Annotated in this window: 14 protein-coding genes and 1 tRNA gene; 6 read left to right on the top strand and 9 right to left on the bottom strand. The window is 69.1% G+C overall.

Translation table 11 applies throughout. The features are described 5' to 3' along the window. Positions 1-31: 31 nt before the first annotated feature. Positions 32-5,437 (top strand): LamG-like jellyroll fold domain-containing protein, encoded by a 5,406-nt coding sequence (locus tag ACZ6ZD_RS02480; RefSeq protein ID WP_465667574.1) that lies wholly within the window; start codon positions 32-34, stop codon positions 5,435-5,437. Between the two features lie 118 nt (positions 5,438-5,555). Continuing rightward, entirely contained in the window at positions 5,556-8,540 is a 2,985-nt protein-coding gene (locus ACZ6ZD_RS02475) for an AfsR/SARP family transcriptional regulator (protein ID WP_465667573.1), read from the top strand. Between the two features lie 15 nt (positions 8,541-8,555). Here the strand turns inward: ACZ6ZD_RS02475 and ACZ6ZD_RS02470 are convergent, their stop codons facing one another. After that, positions 8,556-9,596 carry a serine hydrolase domain-containing protein gene (locus ACZ6ZD_RS02470; RefSeq protein ID WP_465667571.1) on the bottom strand — a complete coding sequence of 347 codons (1,041 nt, stop codon included), beginning with the start codon at positions 9,594-9,596 and terminating at the stop codon, positions 8,556-8,558. A gap of 110 nt (positions 9,597-9,706) precedes the next feature. Here ACZ6ZD_RS02470 and ACZ6ZD_RS02465 point away from each other — a divergent pair, with 110 nt between their 5' ends. After that, positions 9,707-10,129 carry a hypothetical protein gene (locus ACZ6ZD_RS02465; protein ID WP_465667569.1) on the top strand — a complete coding sequence of 141 codons (423 nt, stop codon included), beginning with the start codon at positions 9,707-9,709 and terminating at the stop codon, positions 10,127-10,129. A 1-nt stretch (position 10,130) separates the two neighbouring features. Here ACZ6ZD_RS02465 and smpB read toward each other — a convergent pair whose 3' ends face one another. After that, on the bottom strand, positions 10,131-10,610 hold the full coding sequence (gene smpB / locus ACZ6ZD_RS02460) for an SsrA-binding protein SmpB (protein ID WP_465667567.1): 480 nt from the start codon (positions 10,608-10,610) through the stop codon (positions 10,131-10,133). Between the two features lie 100 nt (positions 10,611-10,710). Between smpB and ACZ6ZD_RS02455 the strand changes: the two genes are divergently transcribed. Beyond that, on the top strand, positions 10,711-11,037 hold the full coding sequence (locus ACZ6ZD_RS02455; protein WP_465667565.1) for a hypothetical protein: 327 nt from the start codon (positions 10,711-10,713) through the stop codon (positions 11,035-11,037). 221 nt (positions 11,038-11,258) lie between these two features. Here the strand turns inward: ACZ6ZD_RS02455 and ACZ6ZD_RS02450 are convergent. The 5 genes from ACZ6ZD_RS02450 to ACZ6ZD_RS02430 all read right to left on the bottom strand — a co-directional run bounded on the left by ACZ6ZD_RS02450 (position 11,259) and on the right by ACZ6ZD_RS02430 (position 14,665). Continuing rightward, positions 11,259-11,331, bottom strand: a tRNA-Arg gene (locus ACZ6ZD_RS02450). A gap of 30 nt (positions 11,332-11,361) precedes the next feature. Next, positions 11,362-12,675: a S1 family peptidase gene (locus tag ACZ6ZD_RS02445; RefSeq protein WP_465667563.1), complete on the bottom strand. Its 1,314-nt coding sequence runs from the start codon at positions 12,673-12,675 to the stop codon at positions 11,362-11,364. 92 nt (positions 12,676-12,767) lie between these two features. Continuing rightward, positions 12,768-13,382, bottom strand: a complete 615-nt coding sequence (locus ACZ6ZD_RS02440; RefSeq protein WP_465667561.1) for an META domain-containing protein — start codon at positions 13,380-13,382, stop codon at positions 12,768-12,770. Beyond that, positions 13,379-13,873, bottom strand: coding sequence for a SigE family RNA polymerase sigma factor (locus ACZ6ZD_RS02435; RefSeq protein WP_465667559.1), 495 nt, complete (start codon positions 13,871-13,873; stop codon positions 13,379-13,381). Before ACZ6ZD_RS02435 ends, ACZ6ZD_RS02440 begins: the two co-directional genes overlap by 4 nt. A 192-nt stretch (positions 13,874-14,065) precedes the next feature. Then, positions 14,066-14,665 (bottom strand): hypothetical protein, encoded by a 600-nt coding sequence (locus ACZ6ZD_RS02430; RefSeq protein ID WP_465667557.1) that lies wholly within the window; start codon positions 14,663-14,665, stop codon positions 14,066-14,068. A 176-nt stretch (positions 14,666-14,841) separates the two neighbouring features. On the opposite strand from ACZ6ZD_RS02430, the gene ACZ6ZD_RS02425 reads away from it, so the two are divergent. Then, positions 14,842-15,522 carry a hypothetical protein gene (locus tag ACZ6ZD_RS02425; protein WP_465667555.1) on the top strand — a complete coding sequence of 227 codons (681 nt, stop codon included), beginning with the start codon at positions 14,842-14,844 and terminating at the stop codon, positions 15,520-15,522. Between the two features lie 17 nt (positions 15,523-15,539). Further along, positions 15,540-15,680: a hypothetical protein gene (locus ACZ6ZD_RS02420; RefSeq protein ID WP_465667553.1), complete on the top strand. Its 141-nt coding sequence runs from the start codon at positions 15,540-15,542 to the stop codon at positions 15,678-15,680. Positions 15,681-15,747: 67 nt separating this feature from the next. Here the strand turns inward: ACZ6ZD_RS02420 and mscL are convergent, their stop codons facing one another. Beyond that, positions 15,748-16,113 carry a large conductance mechanosensitive channel protein MscL gene (mscL, locus tag ACZ6ZD_RS02415; protein ID WP_465667551.1) on the bottom strand — a complete coding sequence of 122 codons (366 nt, stop codon included), beginning with the start codon at positions 16,111-16,113 and terminating at the stop codon, positions 15,748-15,750. Positions 16,114-16,256: 143 nt separating this feature from the next. Next, entirely contained in the window at positions 16,257-16,862 is a 606-nt protein-coding gene (locus tag ACZ6ZD_RS02410; protein WP_465667549.1) for a CpaB family protein, read from the bottom strand. Between the last annotated feature and the right edge of the window lie 14 nt (positions 16,863-16,876).

Here is a 16,876-nt window from a genome sequence, read left to right as displayed (position 1 = left end):
CGGCGATCCGACTTCAGCAGGGAAGAGAACAGTGAGCGTAAGAGTTTCGGTCGCGGCCGGTGTGGTCGCGGCGCTGGTGGCCGGCGTGCTGACGCCTGTTCCGGCGGTGGCCGAGCCGGTGGAGCAGACGGCCGCCACCGCCGTGACCGAGGCCGAGGCGTTGCGGCTGGCCAAGGAGACCGGTCGGGCGGTGCAGGTTCAGGAGAAGAACACGCAGACGTCGGAGGTGCTGGCGAACCCGAGTGGGACGTTCACGTTGCGGTCGAACGTGCGGCCGGTTCGGGTGCGCAAGGACGGCGTGTGGCGTGGGATCGACACGACGCTGAAGGTGTTGCCGGACGGGAGCGTCGCGCCGGTGGCCGCCGCGCAGGAGATGGAGTTCTCCGGTGGCGGTACGGACCCAATGGTGCGGGTTGCCGAGGGCAAGCAGGCGCTGACGGTGAACTGGCCGGGGGAGCTGCCGAAGCCGGTGCTGTCGGGTAACACGGCGACGTACGCCGAGGTGTTGCCTGGTGTTGATCTGAAGCTGATCGCCGAGGGCGATGCCTACATCCAGACGCTGGTCGTGCGGGATGCGGCAGCGGCGCGGAACCCAGCGCTGGCGGCACTCAAGGTGACTGTCACCGGTGAGAACCTGGCGCTGCGGACGACGGACGACGGCCGGGTCACAGCTGTGGACCAGGCCGGCAAGGACGTCTTCGTCGGCTCCGCTCCGCGGATGTGGGATTCGGCGTACGACCCGCAGGTCGGCCCGGCGCCGACGGCGAAATGGTCCGGTGGCGCGGAGGTGCACGAGATCGCGACCACGGCCAAGGCGCTCGGGAATTCGGGGCTGCGCGCTGGTGCGGCGTCGTCCGTCGAGATGACGCTCGCACCGGACGCGGCCGCGCTGACCGGTCCTGACGTGCGGTACCCGGTCTACATCGACCCGCAGTTCTCCCGGAACCGGGAGAACTGGACCGAAGTGACCACCCGGTCGGACTGGACGCCGAAGTGGCGGACGACGGACCCGGTGCGCGTCGGCCGCTGCTGGAACGGGAAGAGGCAGTGCGGTAGCCCGCTCTGGACGGCCCGCTCCTACTTCAGCGTCGGCGTCAGCGATCTGATGCCGCGGGACAACGGTGCGGCCCCCAAGCTGTTCCGCAAGGACTACATCGTCGGTCAGCTGCACTCCGCCAACCTGAACTGCAACCCAGGTGAGCCGACCGAGCTGTGGGCCGCCGGCACCTTCGACTCCAACACCCGCTGGGGTGGACCGGCAGCCCGCTCGCTCGACACGCAGTGGTCCGGCGCGCAGGTCGACTGCGGTGGTGGCCGGGCCGTCAAGTTCGGTACCGGCAACTTCGTCGACGAGGCAGTCCAGAACAGGTGGACGACGCTCAACTTCGGTCTGCTCGCCGAGAACGAGGACGTCGAGCTGCAGTGGAAGGTGTTCGACAACAACCCGGTGCTCGAGGTGGAGTTCGCCTTCCCACCGAACAAGGCCACCGATCTGCGGGTGTCCAATGCGGTCAACTGCAACGGCAAGATCGTCACTCCGGACTCGCGGCCGCGCGTCTACGCCAGGGCGACCGACAACAACAACCCGCCGCTGAATCCGGCGCTCTGGTTCCACATCTGGAGTGCGGACGGCCGGACCGAGAAGAGCAGCGGCGGCGGCGTCCGGATCTCCTCCGGGACCGAGGGCAGCTGGCTACCGGACGACCTCGGCGACGGCGACATGCGGATGCGGGTCTACGTCGACAACAATCCCGGCCATCCGCACAACATGAACGCCGGCTACACCGACTGGCAGTACTTCACCGTCCGCTCCCGAAAACCGGCGGTCGCGCCGAAGATCGAACCCAGCTCGGACTACTCCAAGGACTACTGGAGTACGCCGTACGGCGCACCGGGCAACATCACCGTCAGCGCCAACGGCGCGACCAACATCGTCGGCTACACCTACACGTTCACCGGCACCGGGACGCAGACGGTCCCGTCGACCACGAGCTGCAACTACAACCGGGTGTTCGGGCTGAACGGCGGCTGGATCCCGCACAACGAGAACGCGCCGAACGTGATTCCGATGCCGGCGACCATGCCGCCGGGGCGGCACACCCTGCACGTCCGTAGCTTCGACGACGCGCACAACCTGTCGCCGGAGTCCGAGACGTTCACCTTCTACGTCGCTCCGCAGGCAGTGCACGCGTCCCAGCGGCTGGAGGCGGAGACGATGCCGCAGTCCCAGCCGGCCGGCCAGAACCGGCCGGTGGAGGTGCAGACGAACAACGACGTCGGCTGGTCGGGCGGCAAGGCGCTCTGGTTCCGCGGCAACGCGGCCGGCCAGTCGCTGTCACTGGCCTTCGACACCACCGGTGACGCCGACTGGAACCTGTCGCTCGGCCTGACCAGGTCGGTCGACATGGGCCGGCTGATCTTCGAGCTCGACGGGCAGCGGATCGGCGACCCGGCCGTCGAGGTCGACGGTTACAACCCGATCTGGCAGGCCGCTCGCCATCAGCTGGGCGCGCATCGAATACCCAAGGGCAGCCATACGCTCAAGATCACCGCGGTCGGGACGAACCCGAAGTCGGTGGGGGAGCGGTACACGATCGGCGTCGACTACCTGACCCTCAGCCAGACCACCCGATCCGAGGTAGAGGATCCGGCCATGGTCACGGTGAGCCAGCCGCCCGACCAGGTGCCACCGGAGCCCATCCAGACTTTGGCCGGGGGACTGTACTCGCGCGGGCAGTCGATCGGCTTCCTGGGAGCTGAAGCCGGTAAGTCGTTCGAGATGACCTTCCGGACCCGCATCGAGGCCGACTACGCCCTGGGCGTCGGTCTGGCCCGCGGACCGGAGGGCGGTCTGCTGGAGGTCTCTGTCGACGGAAAACCGTTGCGGGGCACCGATACGAACCCGTGGGACGGGTACGCGGCCGTCGGGCAGACGGAGTACCTGCCACTCGGCGGTGTGCATCTGACAGCGGGCGTCCACCGGATGCGGATCAAGGTCACCGGAAAGAACGCGGCCTCCCGCGGCTACAAGGCGCTGGCCGACTACATCACCGCTGTTCCGCTGAACAAGGTCACCGCGGCCGACTTCACCGCAGCGATGAACAACGACGGCATAGCGCCCGACGGCACCACAGCCGACCTCGACCTGTCGTCCAGCTCGCTGTCCGCCGAGAACCTCGCCGCGACCGGGTACGGCCCGGGCTCCACCGTGACGGTGGACGGCGCCGCCTTCACCATGCCCGCTGCACGAGCGGATGGCGCCGACAACGTCATCGCGATCGGGCAGACCATCCCGCTACCTGCTGCCCAGCAGGTCAAGACCACAGCGATCGGACTGCTCGCAGCATCGACCTGTGGCGACACCCCGGTCGCGACGGCGGCTGTCAACTACACCGACGGCAGCTACCAGGACTCCCGGGTGCCGGCCCTGCAGGACTGGATCACGCAGGACACGTCCCGTGCGACGCTCGTACTGCCGCAGTGGAACCGGCTGGGTGTTCCGACACCGGAACGGGGACCGCGGCTGACGGCGATCTTCGTACCGACCGACCCGACGAAGACGGTCAAGTCGATCTCGCTGCCCAACTACGGCACGAACCTGCTGCCGAACAGCTGTTCGCCGGCACTACACGTCCTGTCGATCGCGCCGCGCCCAGTACAGGCCGGCTGGATCGGTTCGTGGACTGCGCCCGCGGATGCCGCCAAACCGACGCCGGGGTCCTTTGCCAACCAGACCGTGCGTTCGGTGATCAAGCCGAAGGCAACCGGCAGCTCGGTGCGGATTCGAGTTGCGAACCCGCACTCCAATCGGTCGATCACCATTGCAGCGGCGACTCTGGGCGCGCAGATCGGTGAGGGGCCCGGTCTGGTCGGCGCACCGGTTGCGTTGTCCTTCGGCGGCGCCGCTCGGCTGACCCTGCCTGCCGGAGGAGAGGCGTTGAGCGATCCGGTCCCGTACCCGAACACCAGTGCCGGGACTGGGAACTTGTCGATCAGCTTGCATCTGCCGGAGGCAACGCCGTACGCGCCGGTGCATCAGCGGGCCAATCGGAACAGTGAGCCGACACTGCTGGCGAGTGGGAACGTCACTGCGGACACCTCGGGTACGCCGTTCGGCACACTGCTGGACGGGTCGTACCTGGTGGCCGGCGCGGTGGTCTCCACCGCGGACAACACTCAAGGGACAGTCGTCGTACTGGGTGATCAGCTGAGCGCTACGGCACCGGTGGGCCCGAACGAGCCAACGTGGGTCGACCACCTGCCGGGCAAGCTGGCTGACGCCGGTGTGCCGCTGCAGGGCGGCGTGGTGAACGCGTCGCGGAGCGGCGTGCTTCCGGCCGGACTGTGGCGGCTCGACGACGCCTCTGGGACGACTGCGCGGGACACGGCAGGCAGCAGCCCGCTGACGCTTGCCGGTGGAGTCAGCTGGAGCTCGGAGCGCGGAGGGGCTCTTTCCTTCGCCGGAACCGGCACGGCGGCCACTGCACCGCGACCACCGTTCGCCACCAACGGCAGCTACTCCGTCGCGCTCTGGGCGAAGGTGACTGGCACCGCGGCCGACCAGACCATCGTCGAGACAGAAGGGAATGCGAACTACGGCTTCCGGCTTCGGTACGCCGGCGGCGGGGCACCGCGGTGGGTGCTGGACCTGCCGACGAGTGACACCGTGGGGAGTCCGTTCGTCAGCGTTGTGTCGACGACGCCGGCGCTCATCGGCGTCTGGACACATCTGGTGATCAGCTACAACGCACCTGCCAAGTCGGCCTCGCTGTGGGTGGACCGTGCTCCGCAAGGCGCAGTCACTCTCGCCACCCCGGTCGGCGCGACGAAGCGGTTCGTGGTCGGTCGTACGTTGCAGGGCCAGGTATCGGACGTTCGGGCCTACCAGGCGGCCGCCGCCAACGAGGACATCGCGGCTGCGTACGCCGGTGGTACGGCTGTCGGTTTCGGCGCGCCCAGCGCCGAGGCCGCGCCCTGGACCCTTGACCGCACCGTCCGCAACCAGCCCAACCTGCGGACGGTCGTCGTCGCCCTCGGTGCCAACGACATTCTGGCCGGCTCCGACACTCCAGCCGTCAAACAAGCCCTGACCCGGTTGATGCATCCGGCCAATGCGACCAGCCCCGCCAACACCCGCCGACAGGACGGCAACGGCGTCCGCATCGTCGTACTCGCCATTCCGCCGCTGGGCCTGGCACCCGACGACCCGCGAGAGCAACGCCGCCGCGAGATCAACGCCGAGCTGAAAACCAGCTACCGCAATTTCGGCGCCAACGACTTCGTGGACATCGCCACCGCCCTCGCCGACCCCGCAGCACCTCAGAATCCCAACCCCGCCTACCTGACCAACAACCGACCCAATGCCGCCTACCACCAGGCCATCGCCCAGGCTCTGACCCAGGCCGCAGCCGCCTTCCCTCCGAAACTGCAGCTCTAGCGCACCCCTCCCAGGCGTGGTTGTCGAGTGCAACCGCGCCTGGGATGGACCTGGCGGTGTGCTAAACCTGCTGTGACAGCCGGTAGCGGGGGCGGCGACTGTGACGGCTGGGGGTCAGATGCGACTGCGTGTGCTCGGACCGGTGGAGTTCCGTGATCAGGGCAGCCCGGTCCCGCTGGGGCGGGTCAAGGAGCGGGTGCTGCTCGCGATGCTGACGCTGCGGGTGAACACGCTGGTGTCGCGGGAGGTGATCCTCGCCGGGCTCTGGGAGGGCCGGCCGCCGCGGTCGGCGTCGGCGAACCTTGCGTCGTACATGTCGACCATCCGGCGGCTGCTGGCGAGTGCCGGTCCCGGAGTGACGCTCGAGACGCGCGCCGGCGGGTACATGCTCGTTGCCGAGCCGGACGCCGTTGACCTGCTCGCGTTCGAGCGGCTGGTCGAGGAGGGACGCCGAGCCCGAGCAGCCGGTCGGCATGCAGTCGCTGTCGAGCGGCTGACGCAGGCGTCCGGGTTGTGGCGCGGTCCGATCATGGACGGCCTGCAGGCGCCGGACGTCGTACGTCCGGAGATCACGCGGCTGGACGACCTCCGACTCATCGCGGTCGAGGAATGCATCGACAGCCGCCTTGAGCTGGGCCAGCACGACACACTCGCGGCGGAGCTCGCCGTCCTGACGTCGCGGTACGAGTTTCGCGAGCGGCTGTGGGGTCAGCGCATCCTCGCGCTGTACCGCTGCGGCAGACAGTCCGATGCGCTGGCCGCCTACCAGGACATCCACCGGCTACTCGACGAAAACCTCGGTATCGAACCCGGCGCCGCTCTGCGCGCACTGCACCGACAGGTCCTCCGCTCGGACCCCACTCTGGACTCGCCGGCCCCGACCAGGCCGTCAGTCGCAGCGTGGACAGCACCTCGTCAGCTGCCACCAGCGGTCTGGGGATTCACCGGCCGTGCCGACGAGTCCGTCTGGTTGGACGGTGCCGACTCCAACGTCGTAGCTCTGGTTGGTAGCGCAGGCATGGGAAAGACCGCGCTGGCCGTTCAGTGGGCGCATCGAGTCTCCGACCGGTTCCCGGGCGGTCAGCTGTATGCCGATCTGCGCGGTCACGGCGCACTGGAGCCGTCCGCGCCGATCGAAGTACTCACCTGGTTTCTGCGCGCGCTCGGCGTACCAAGTGAGCGCATCCCTACCGATGTGGTGACGGCGACCGCGACGTACCGTTCAATGCTCGCCGGACGCCGCATCCTGGTCGTGCTGGACAACGCCGCATCTGCCGAGCAGATCCGTCCGCTGCTACCAGGCGAGCCCGGCTGCCTCACCCTCGTCACCAGCCGGCACCGCCTGAGTGGACTCGTCGCTCTCGACGGTGCCCGCTCCCGAGTCGTCAGCGGCCTCACCGCACCAGACACCACAGAACTGTTGACCCGCCTCCTCGGGGCAGACCGCGCAGCAGCCGAGCCGGACGCCGTCACCCGGCTCGGCGAGCTCTGCGCGCACCTCCCGCTGGCCCTGCGGCTCGCAGCGGCCCGGATCGCCGGTACCGACGGCTCGATCGCGGACTACGTCGCCGGCTTCGCCAAACCGCAGTCCCTCGACCTGCTGGCCGTGGAGGATGAGCCGCGGACAGTGCGCGTGGTGTTCGATTCGTCGTACGAGCCGCTCGACCCGGCGGCTCAGCGGCTCTTCCGGCTGCTCGGACTCGTCCCCGGCCACGGGTTCACGGACCGCGCGGCTGCCGCTCTCCTGGATGCCACCCCCGAGGCGGCGAACACGCTCCTCGACGTACTCCGCACTGCAAGCATGGTCGAACGCCGTGCACTCGGGCGGTTCGCGATGCACGACCTGCTCCGCCGGTACGCCGAGGAGAAGGCGACCGACGAGCCGGTGGACGCAGTGCACCGGCTACTGGCCGGCTACGTACAAGACACCGAGACGGCCGTCGTCACGATGGGCTCAGCCATGGCCCGCGTCACTCGGCCGGTTCCGAGCGTCCTGCCCACGCTGGAGTTGCTGGACAGCGCCGAGGCACTCGCCTGGCTCGACGCCCAGCGGGACACTCTGGTCGCGGCCGCGACGTACGCTGCGGCCCACGGACCAGCCGAAGTGGCCTGGCGGCTGTGCGACCAGCTGCGCGGCTACTTCTGGGCTCGGCGTTGCCACCCCGAGTGGCTCGCCGTCGCGGATGCGGCTGCGGCCGCGGCTGGCACCGATCTGGAGGCGGTCGCTGCGGCCCGGCACTGCCTGGGCGACCACTACTGGAGCCTGGGCCAGTACGAGCCTGCGACCGCGCAGTACGAGCAGGTGATCGCAGCCTGCGAACAGGCTGGTCTGGCACGTCGGCAGGTTGGTGTGTCGATCAACCTCGGCGCCGTCCATCGAGAGCTCGGAAACCTCGCCCAAGCCCTGGCGTGCCTGCAGTCGGCCTTGTGCATCGCCCAGACCAACGACTTTCCCACGACCACCATCCACGCCAACCTCGGTGCCATCTACGAGGAGATGGGCAGCTTCGAAGCGGCCGGACAGGAGTACACGTCCGTCCTCGAGTTCGACGAGGTCACTGCGCCCGAGAAGGCCTTCTGCCTCACCTCGCTGAGCGCAGTGCACCGCCACGCCGGGCGACTCGATCAGGCCCGCACCTGCGCCGCCGAAGGCCTGGAGCTGCACCGCACGACCGGCAACCGCGCCGGCGAAGCCTTCGCCCTGGAGAACCTGGCGGCCGCTCACCTGGACCGCGGCGAGCTGACCGCCGCCATGACCGAAGCCCAGGCAGCCCTCGCTATCGCCCAGGACATCGCCAACCCACGCGCTGAAACGGCAACCCTCACCATGCTCGCCACCGTCCACCTGCGTACTGGCAACCACGCCCGAGCCGAGCACTACTACGAGCTGGGCCTCCAGTCCGCCCGCACGAACCGCATCAGCTATCTGGAGGTCTCAGCCCTTCTCGGCCTGGCCGCGACCCACCAAGCCACCAACCGCCCAGACCAAGCAGCCAACCTCTGCACCACCGCCCTCCACGCCGCCACGACCGCTGGCTTCAACCACCACGCCACGACTGCCCGAGCCTTCCTCTCCACCCTGAGCTCCCAACACGCCAGCTAGGTCAGCTCCGGCCGGTCAGGCGCGGTTGAGGATGCCGAAGGTGAGGTCGGGCTCGAGGGATTCGAGATTCCAGTTGGGGCCTGTGACCTGGTTGGTGACCCAGAAGGACATGGTGTGGTCGGTGAGAGAGCGGACGTAGTTGGCGAGGGACCAGTCGTTGCCGCCGTCGTGCCAGGCGAGGCGGTTGCCGTCGTCGGCGGTGCGGACGTTCCAGCCGTAGGCGTAGGACTCACTGGTGGTGAAGAGCTTGGTGCGGGCGTCGGCCGGTAGGACGGTGTCGTCGAGAAGGGCGCGGTGCCAGCGGAACAGGTCGCGGGCGGTGGAGAGGAGGCCACCGCTGCCGCGAAGGTTCCAGTGCGGACCGTCGTCCGCCCAGGGATGGTCCATCGGACGGCCCTGGCGGCGGCCGGCGGCGTCGTACTCGACGGCTACGCGGTCGACGGGCCAGCGGGGGAGGAGGTAGCCGGTGTCGGTCATGCCGGCTGGTCCGAAGAGGTGCTTGGCGAGGAACTCCTCGTAGCCGAGACCGGACACCTTCTCGACGATGGCGGCGAGCAGTCCGTAACCCAGGTTCGAGTACTGGAACTCTGCGCCGGGGGTCAGCTTGGAGGCGAGCGCCTGCTCGATCAGCTGCTCACGGCTCAGGACGTCGTAGTCGTCGCCCAGCCCTTCGACGAGCCCGGCCGTGTGGGTGAGGAGGTGGTGGACGGTGATCCCGCGCTTGTCGGCGGGGACCGGGCCGAGGTGGCGGGAGATGGGGTCGGTGACGCGGAGCTTGCCCATCGTCTCGAGCTTGAGGATCGCGGCTGCGGTGAACTGCTTGGTGATGGACATGACGTCGTACACGGTGTCGCAGGTGGCGGGGATGCGCCGTTCGCGATCGGCCAGGCCGAAGCCCTCGCAGTACCCCAGCTGGTCGCCGCGGGCCGCGACCACGGTCCCACCCGGCCCGTCGGGGATGGTGCGCGCGAGGTACGCCGCGACCGATTCGGTCGGGGGAGCGGAACAGGCAGTGCTGCCGAGCGCAACGAGCAACGCCAGCGCGACGCGGTACATGGAACCTCCGGGATCGGTTTCGGGGAGATCCACACGTTGACCGGGGCAACGACCGCCGAACAACCCTTTCAGGTGTTCGAATGCGTACGAACCCGTACGAACGGAGCCCCATGACCCCCGAAGAATCAGCCTTCCTGGCCGACCTCAGACGCCTCAAAGCCGGCACCGGCCACAGCTACCGCGAACTCGAACGCCGCGCCGCCCGCCTGGGCGAATCCCTCCCCGCCTCCACCACCGCCACCATGCTCAACCGCGAAACCCTCCCCCGCAAAGACCTCCTCCGCACCTACCTCCGAGCCTGCGGCCTGACCGACCCCCAACTCGACCCCTACCTCGAAACCCACACGAACCTCACCCACCCCCAGCCACCCACCCCCACGGTGTCCGTGGTCCACGTCCCGCGGCGGCGGTCTCGTCGGCAGCTGGTGCTCGCCGCGGCCGCGCTCCTGGTCGCCTTCACGACGGGCACCTTGACCACGGCCCTGCCGGCGGAAGCGGTCGCTGAGCAGGAGTCGTTCGCCGCGACGCCGTGACTCAGTCGGTGCGGCCCTTGAGGCGGCGTTGGAGGACGCGCTCGGTTTCGCGGTTGGCCTCGCGCTCGGCGAGGGTCTGGCGTTTGTCCCAGGTCTTCTTGCCGCGGGCGAGGGCGATCTCGACCTTGGCGTGGCTGGCTTTGAAGTAGAGGGTGACGGGGACGAGGCTGAGCCCGCCCTCGTTGACCTTGCGCTCGATCTTGTCGATCTCGGCGCGATGCAGGAGCAGCTTGCGTTTGCGGCGCGAGCCGTCGTTGAACCAGCGCGCCTGCGAGTACTGCGGGATGTGGACGCCGTGCAGCCAGATCTCACGGTCCTCGACCATGGCGAAACCGCCGACCAGCGAAGCGCGCCCGGCCCGCAGCGCCTTCACCTCCATCCCCTGCAGCACGATCCCGGCCTCCCAGGTCTCGCCCAGGTGATAGTCGTGAGCCGCCTTGCGATTGCGGGCGACGACGGGATCGGACTGCGGTTTCTTCACAAGGCGATTCTGCCGCAGCTTCCCTCAGGAAGCTCTTGGGTTTGCTTGTTACGCTGGGTGATCCCCTCCTAGCCAACGATGACTGAAGGGTTCTCCCCGCATGGGTATCTTCGACTCCCTCAAGGACAAGGCCTCCGAGCTCCTCTCGGGCGCCACCGACAAGGTCACCGAGGCGACCGGCATCGACCTGTCCGGCGCCACCGACAAGATCGCCGAAACCACCGGCGTCGACGTCTCCGGTGTCACCGACCAGGCCACCCAGGCCGCCGAAGGCCTCACCGAAACCGCCCAAGGCCACGCCGAAGCGGCCCAGGACCAGGCCAACGCCTTCGGCGACCAGGTCACCGAAACCACCGGTATCGACCTCCCCACCGAAAACCTCACCGACCAGGCCACCGACAAATTCGGCGAAGCCACCGGCCGCTGACCAACTCGAGCTGCTCCCGCGCTGGGACGCGAGGGCAGCTCGACAGCCCGGCTGCAGGCCCTCCGAGCGAGGTGGGCCTGCGTCCAGAAACACTGGACAAGCGATCCCACGAACGCGGTGCGAGCAGAGCCCGCCGATCGTCGGTCTGGGCTTGTCCGGGGAGTGGTGTGACGTGTGGTTGCAGCGGGTCTGCTGTGCGAGCAGAGCCCGCCGATCGGTTGTGCCCCCGGCAGGATTCGAACCTGCGACGCACGGTTTAGGAAACCGACGCTCTATCCCCTGAGCTACGGGGGCGCACGATGCGGGGACAGCTTAGCGGAGGGGTCAGCCGGTGAGGGCGCGGACGCCGAGGTGGCCGGTGATGGAGGCGTAGCGTTCGGCGTAGAGGGTGGTGCAGCGGGAGGAGGCGCAGCCGGCGCCGGCGAAGGTGATGCCGCGGATGGTGGCGGTGGCTGAGCCGGGGCGGCTGTAGAGGGGGCCGCCGGAGTCGCCGCCGACGATGGCTACTTGGCCGCCGCGGGTGGCGCGGATGACGTAGGTGGTGCAGCCGTCGGTGTCGCAGTAGCGGGCGTTGGTGGAGCGGACGGTGAGACCGCAGAGCGAGGTGCTGAAGCTGCCGGACTGGCAGACGGAGGTGCCGACGCCGGGGTCGGCGCCGCCGGTGACGGTGCGGGTGTTGGCGGAGTCGCCGGGGCCGTCGGTCCAGATTTTGGTGCCGTAGCTGCTGCCGGTCAGTAGCGACTGGTCGTAGTCCGGGTACTTCGTCCGCACGGTGGTCGTGCCGTAGTAGTTCGGGCCGGACTTCCACTCGGTGCCGACGCCGCCGCAGTGCCCTGCGGTGACCGAGCCGCGCTTGCCGTCGGAACGGCGGACGACGGAGAAGCCGGCCGAGCAGTTCTTGCTGGCCGAGCTGATCCGCGCGCCACCCCAGTGACCGCCCTTCGGGGTGTCGCTGAGCCGCGAGGTCCGCGCGAGCGCGCCCTCGACGAGCTGTACGCCGGACAGGCCGCGCAGCCCGGTCAGCGACTCGGGGGAGGTGGTCGCCTTGTCGTACTCGACCAGAACCTTCTCGGTGCTCGGATCGAGGTCCGCGGCGAACGTCGTCCGCTGCGCGTCATCGGACCACGCCCGCGCGCCGACGGCCCGCCAGCTCTCGGCGATCGCCTGCGCCGAGCGACAGCTGCGCTCGACGCCGACCAGCTGCTTCCCCGCGGGCGGCACGTTCTTCGCCATCGCGGCCTGGTAGCGCTTCTGGTTCAGCACCTTGGCATCGACGACGACCTTGAACCCGGTCGTGGCCGAGCCGATCACCCCGACCACGCCTTGGCTCAACCCGTACGGCAGACCCGACTTCGGGCGGCCGGTCGCGTCGAGCGGCTCGAGCGAGCGGAGCGCGGTGCCGACCCCCTCGCCGAGGGTTTCGCCGAGCGGCCGTGGATCCTTCGGCGACGTCGGCTGGCTGAGCCGCTTCGCCGAGGCCGCGCTGATCGACGGCTGCCCGTGCGAACAGGCCTCCGCGGTCACCGCCCCGGCCGGGACGACGGCTGGCGAACGTGTCGACGCGGTGGCCGTGAGACCGACTGCGAAGAGTGAGACTGAGCCAAGGGCCAGCAGTGGGACGGTGGCTGAGAGTCGCACAGAGCTCCCCTATCAGTGGACGACCTCGGTCAATCGTCCGGTGAGAGACTCCGCTCAGTCAATAGGCGATCACGGTCCGCAAGCAAATTTGACTACCGTGCGCGAGCGTATCTGGCAAGCTCACGCCCGTCCGCGGCGTAGAAAGCCAGGGTGTCGGCGTCCTTCCCCGCGGTGACCGCGAGCCGCTTGGCGGACTGCAGCACGTCGCTGTGCGGAACGTTGTTGCAGCCGATCAGCCGCTGCGGACCGGCCTTCGCGCTGAACGCGCCGCGTTGGCCGATCGTGTAGGTGCCCTGGACGCCGTTGCACCCGTCCGAGCCGCTCCACGTCCCGTCGGCGCGGAACTTGAGGATCGGGACGTCGGGCCGGGGCGCCTTCAGCGACTGGCCGCTGATCCGCAGCACGTTCCAGCTCCCGGTGAGGGTCTTGGCGGACGGCGCCTGCTCGGCGGACTGCGTGGGCTGGGACGTCGCACCGCCGCCGGCGACGGCCGGCTGGTTCGTCGCGTCGCGGCTGGTCAGGCCGAAGCCCACGGCCGTCACTGCGACGACAGCGGCCGCGGCGGCGCCGGAGACGATCCACGCCCGGCGCCTGGCCTGACGGACGCCGGACGTCGCCCGGTCGGACAGACCGACCGCCGTCGGTACGGAAGCAGCGGCGCGGTCCAGCGTCCCGCGCAGTTCATCCTCGAGATCGGTGTTACTCACGACAACCTCTCATCAACACGGTGGGACTGCCTGGTCCTCCGCAGTGCGGTCAGCGCGCGGCTGGCCGTCGAGCGGACGGAGGACGGTTTGATGCCGAGCAGGTCGGCGATCGTGTGGTCGTCGAGGTCCTGGTAGTAGCGCAGGACCAGCACGACCCGCTCCCGGCCCGACAGCTCCTGCAGCGCGTGCCACAGGTCGTCGGAGTTCACGATGTCGGTGGCCGGGTCGGGCACGGTACGGCGCGGGTCGAGATCGGCCGTCGGGGCCTCGGTGAACGAGCGGCGACGTGTCATCGCCAGGTACTCGTTGACCAGGATCCGCCGGACGTAGTGGTGCGGGTCGTCCGCCCCGCGCACCTTGCGCCAGGACCGGAACGCCTGCATCAGCGCGGTCTGGGCCAGGTCCTCGGCGCGCTGGTGGTCGCCGGAGACGGTGAAACCGAGCCGGACCAGGTCCTGTCCGCGCGCGGACACGTACTCCTCGAACTCCACTCGTGACTCCCGGGCTGGGCGTGCAACACCTCACATCTATTAGATGCATCGAGGTGTTCAGAGTGCTGCATGGTTCGTCGCACAGTTACATCTCACCGGTTGCGTCGCACCGAGCGGTCCAGACCGGTCTCCCGGTCTGGACCGCGGTGTGACCCGGTCCGGACGGCTTCGGGGGGCGCGTCCGGCGCAGGGTCAGCGCAGGCCGAGCGACTTGATCAGCTCGGGGGTGGCCTGGCGCGGCGCCGGCAGGACGCCGGGCTTGCCCTGGCCCTCCAGACCGGTCGCGACCAGATGGCGGCAGCCGAACGACTCCACCGTGTAGGACAGGACGCCGCGGTCGTTGTCGGTGAACCGCAGCACCCAGGTCGGGCCCAGCTCCTTGGTACAGAAATCCGGCTTCTTCGCGACCGGCTTGGCCGCGTTCACGAGGGCGAACAAGCCGGTCGCCTGGGCGCCGTTGCGCTTGGTGGTGACGTTCGCGTACGTCGGCCCGGTCGCGCCGGCGTCGTACTGGCAGATCGTCACGGCGACGGGCTGGAACAGCGACTTCGCGGCTCCGGTGCCCCACGCGACCTTGTTGGTCGCCTCCTGGACCGACTGGATCGTGTCGGGGCAGTCCGTACTGGGGGTCGGCGTCGCGCTCGGCGGCGGCGTCGGCGTGCTGCTCGGGGTGTTGGTGGGCTGGGCGGCGGGCGGAGACGAGGCGTTCTCGGTGCCGCAGGCGGCGGCCATCCCGAGTACTGCCACGACGAGCGTCGCACCGATCAGGCCCCGTGTCCGTAATGCGCTCACGACTGGGTCCTTCCGGTTGGCAAGGCCACCCATGATGGTTGAACGGAGTCTCATAGCGCGTGCCAAACGATCACGGCGGCGCGTCGTTCCGGTCACGCCCTGGGATCGTGGGGGAACCGAGCCGGTTCTGTAACGCGCAGGCACTGTACGCCGTTTCCCGACTACGATGTTGTGCCGTGGCCCGGAACCGGAACGGCGCGATCGAACAGCGCCAGCGCGAGGAATGGCAGCTCGGTATCGACTGGGCGCGCTGGCTCCTGGCCGGGAACCAGCCGCAACCGCTGACGATCTACGGCCTGGTGCTGGAGCCCGGCGAGGTGCCCTACGTGCACACGCAGACGCACTACTCGCGGTTGTACCGGGGGAGTGGGCGCTACACGCAGAGCGGTGGCCTGTTCATCGGTCACCCGGCGCTGGTCGTCGGCGCCCTGGCGGCCAACGCCGCCGTGAACATGAACCGCAAGGCCGTCGCCAAACGCAACACCGAGCTGATGTGGCGCGACCTGCAGGAAGTCCCGACCGTCGCGACGAACTACCGGATCCTCACCCAGCTGCCCGGGCGCGGCTGGCTGAGCTTCTACTACAACTCGGTTCAGGAGTTCTATCCCGATCCGGCCAACTGGATGATCAACTTCGGTTTCATGGAGGCCGAGCCGCTGCGCATCGCCGGCCTGACCGCGCCGACGCTGTCCGTGCTGACCGCCTGGTGCGTGCTCGGCGACCGGTGGATCGGCGAACCGGGCATCCAGCCGCTGCTCCAGGCCGCGGCCGCCGCGCCAACTCTCGATCCCGGCGCCGTCCAGGGCCAGATCGTCGACGAGCAACCGCGTGAGCTCGGCCCCGGCTCTTCCCGCTGACTCGCTAACCTGGACCCATGACGAGCCCGTACGAAGACGACGAGCCGCTGCTGCCCGAGCAGACCAGCGACGACAACCCGCGCTCCTGGGGCGAGAACGACTTCGGCTCCGACGACGACGAGCGCATCCTGCGTGAGGTCCCGCCCCACCACGGGTGACACCCGAGGTGGGGTCGGCGCGAACGACCGCGGAGCGCGCGATCTGAGCCAGGGCTCAAGCCGTGGGTCAGGAGCGGGCGCGCAGCGCGTCGCGGATCTCGGTCAGCAGCTGCTGGTCGGTGGTCAGCGGGTCGTCCGCCGGCGCCGGCTCCTGGCCGCGCTTGCGACGCTCGGCCAGCTTGTTCAGCGGGTACACGATGAAGAAGTAGACGGCCGCGGCGACGAACAGGAAGTTGAGCACCTCCTGCAGGACGGCGCCGACGGAGAAATCAGCCTCGTTGAGCTTGAACGTCCATACCTTGCTGATGTCCTGCTTGCCGAAGATCGCGGCGACCAATGGGTTGATCAGGTTGTCGACGAGCGCCGTGACGATCTTGCCGAAGGCAGCGCCGATGACGACGGCGACCGCGAGGTCGACGACGTTCCCACGCATGATGAATTCTTTGAAGCCCTTGAGCATTGCGGTGCCTCCACGAACGGGTGATGTACCCGAGTCAACGTAGGACCGCGCTGCTGGTCACGCGAGAGACCGCGCCGCACAACTACCCATCGTGTCGCCGAATGTTCGTCGCGTGATCAACTCGTGTCCGGTGTCAGCGCGACCGAGACCCTGGAATTCGTTGTGGCCTGGGCCAGTCTGGCTGCCATCGAGTGCGTGACGCCGACGACGATCAGCGCACCGGTCGACGTCGACTTCGGTAGCGCGATCACCCGAACGGCCTGCGCCACCAGGCCCGCGGCATCCCCGGCGGTACTCGTCCCGGCGTACAGATCGAGGCGGTCGCCGACGCGCAGGAGCGCGCCGATATCGGAGTCGTCGATTCGGAACGGGTACGCGACCAGGCCGGTCGGCACGAGCGGCGGGCCGAGGAAGCGGACGTCGGTGAGCGGTTCACCGGCGCGGACCGGCCCGCTCAGGACCCGGGCCGCCAGATCCGCGCCAGGTCTGATCGCGCCACTGGGCACGGCGTCGACAGGTAGCTGAATCGTCCGGAGCGCATCGGGCACGGCTCCGCCCGGCAGATCCCGGGCCGCGGCGAGGACGGCGATTGTCGGCGGGGGATCGGGCGCGAGGCTGGTCAGGCCGAGATAGACGGCGGCCGCGGCGGCGAGGCCGGCCAGCAGCCGACGGCGCCAGCGGAGCACGCGGGACAGGTCACGGAGGAACGAAGGCAGTGTCATGCCGGAGAACATAT

It is taken from the genome of Kribbella sp. NPDC104218, assembly GCF_055584105.1.
This window is presented reverse-complemented; position numbering and strand designations above follow the sequence as displayed.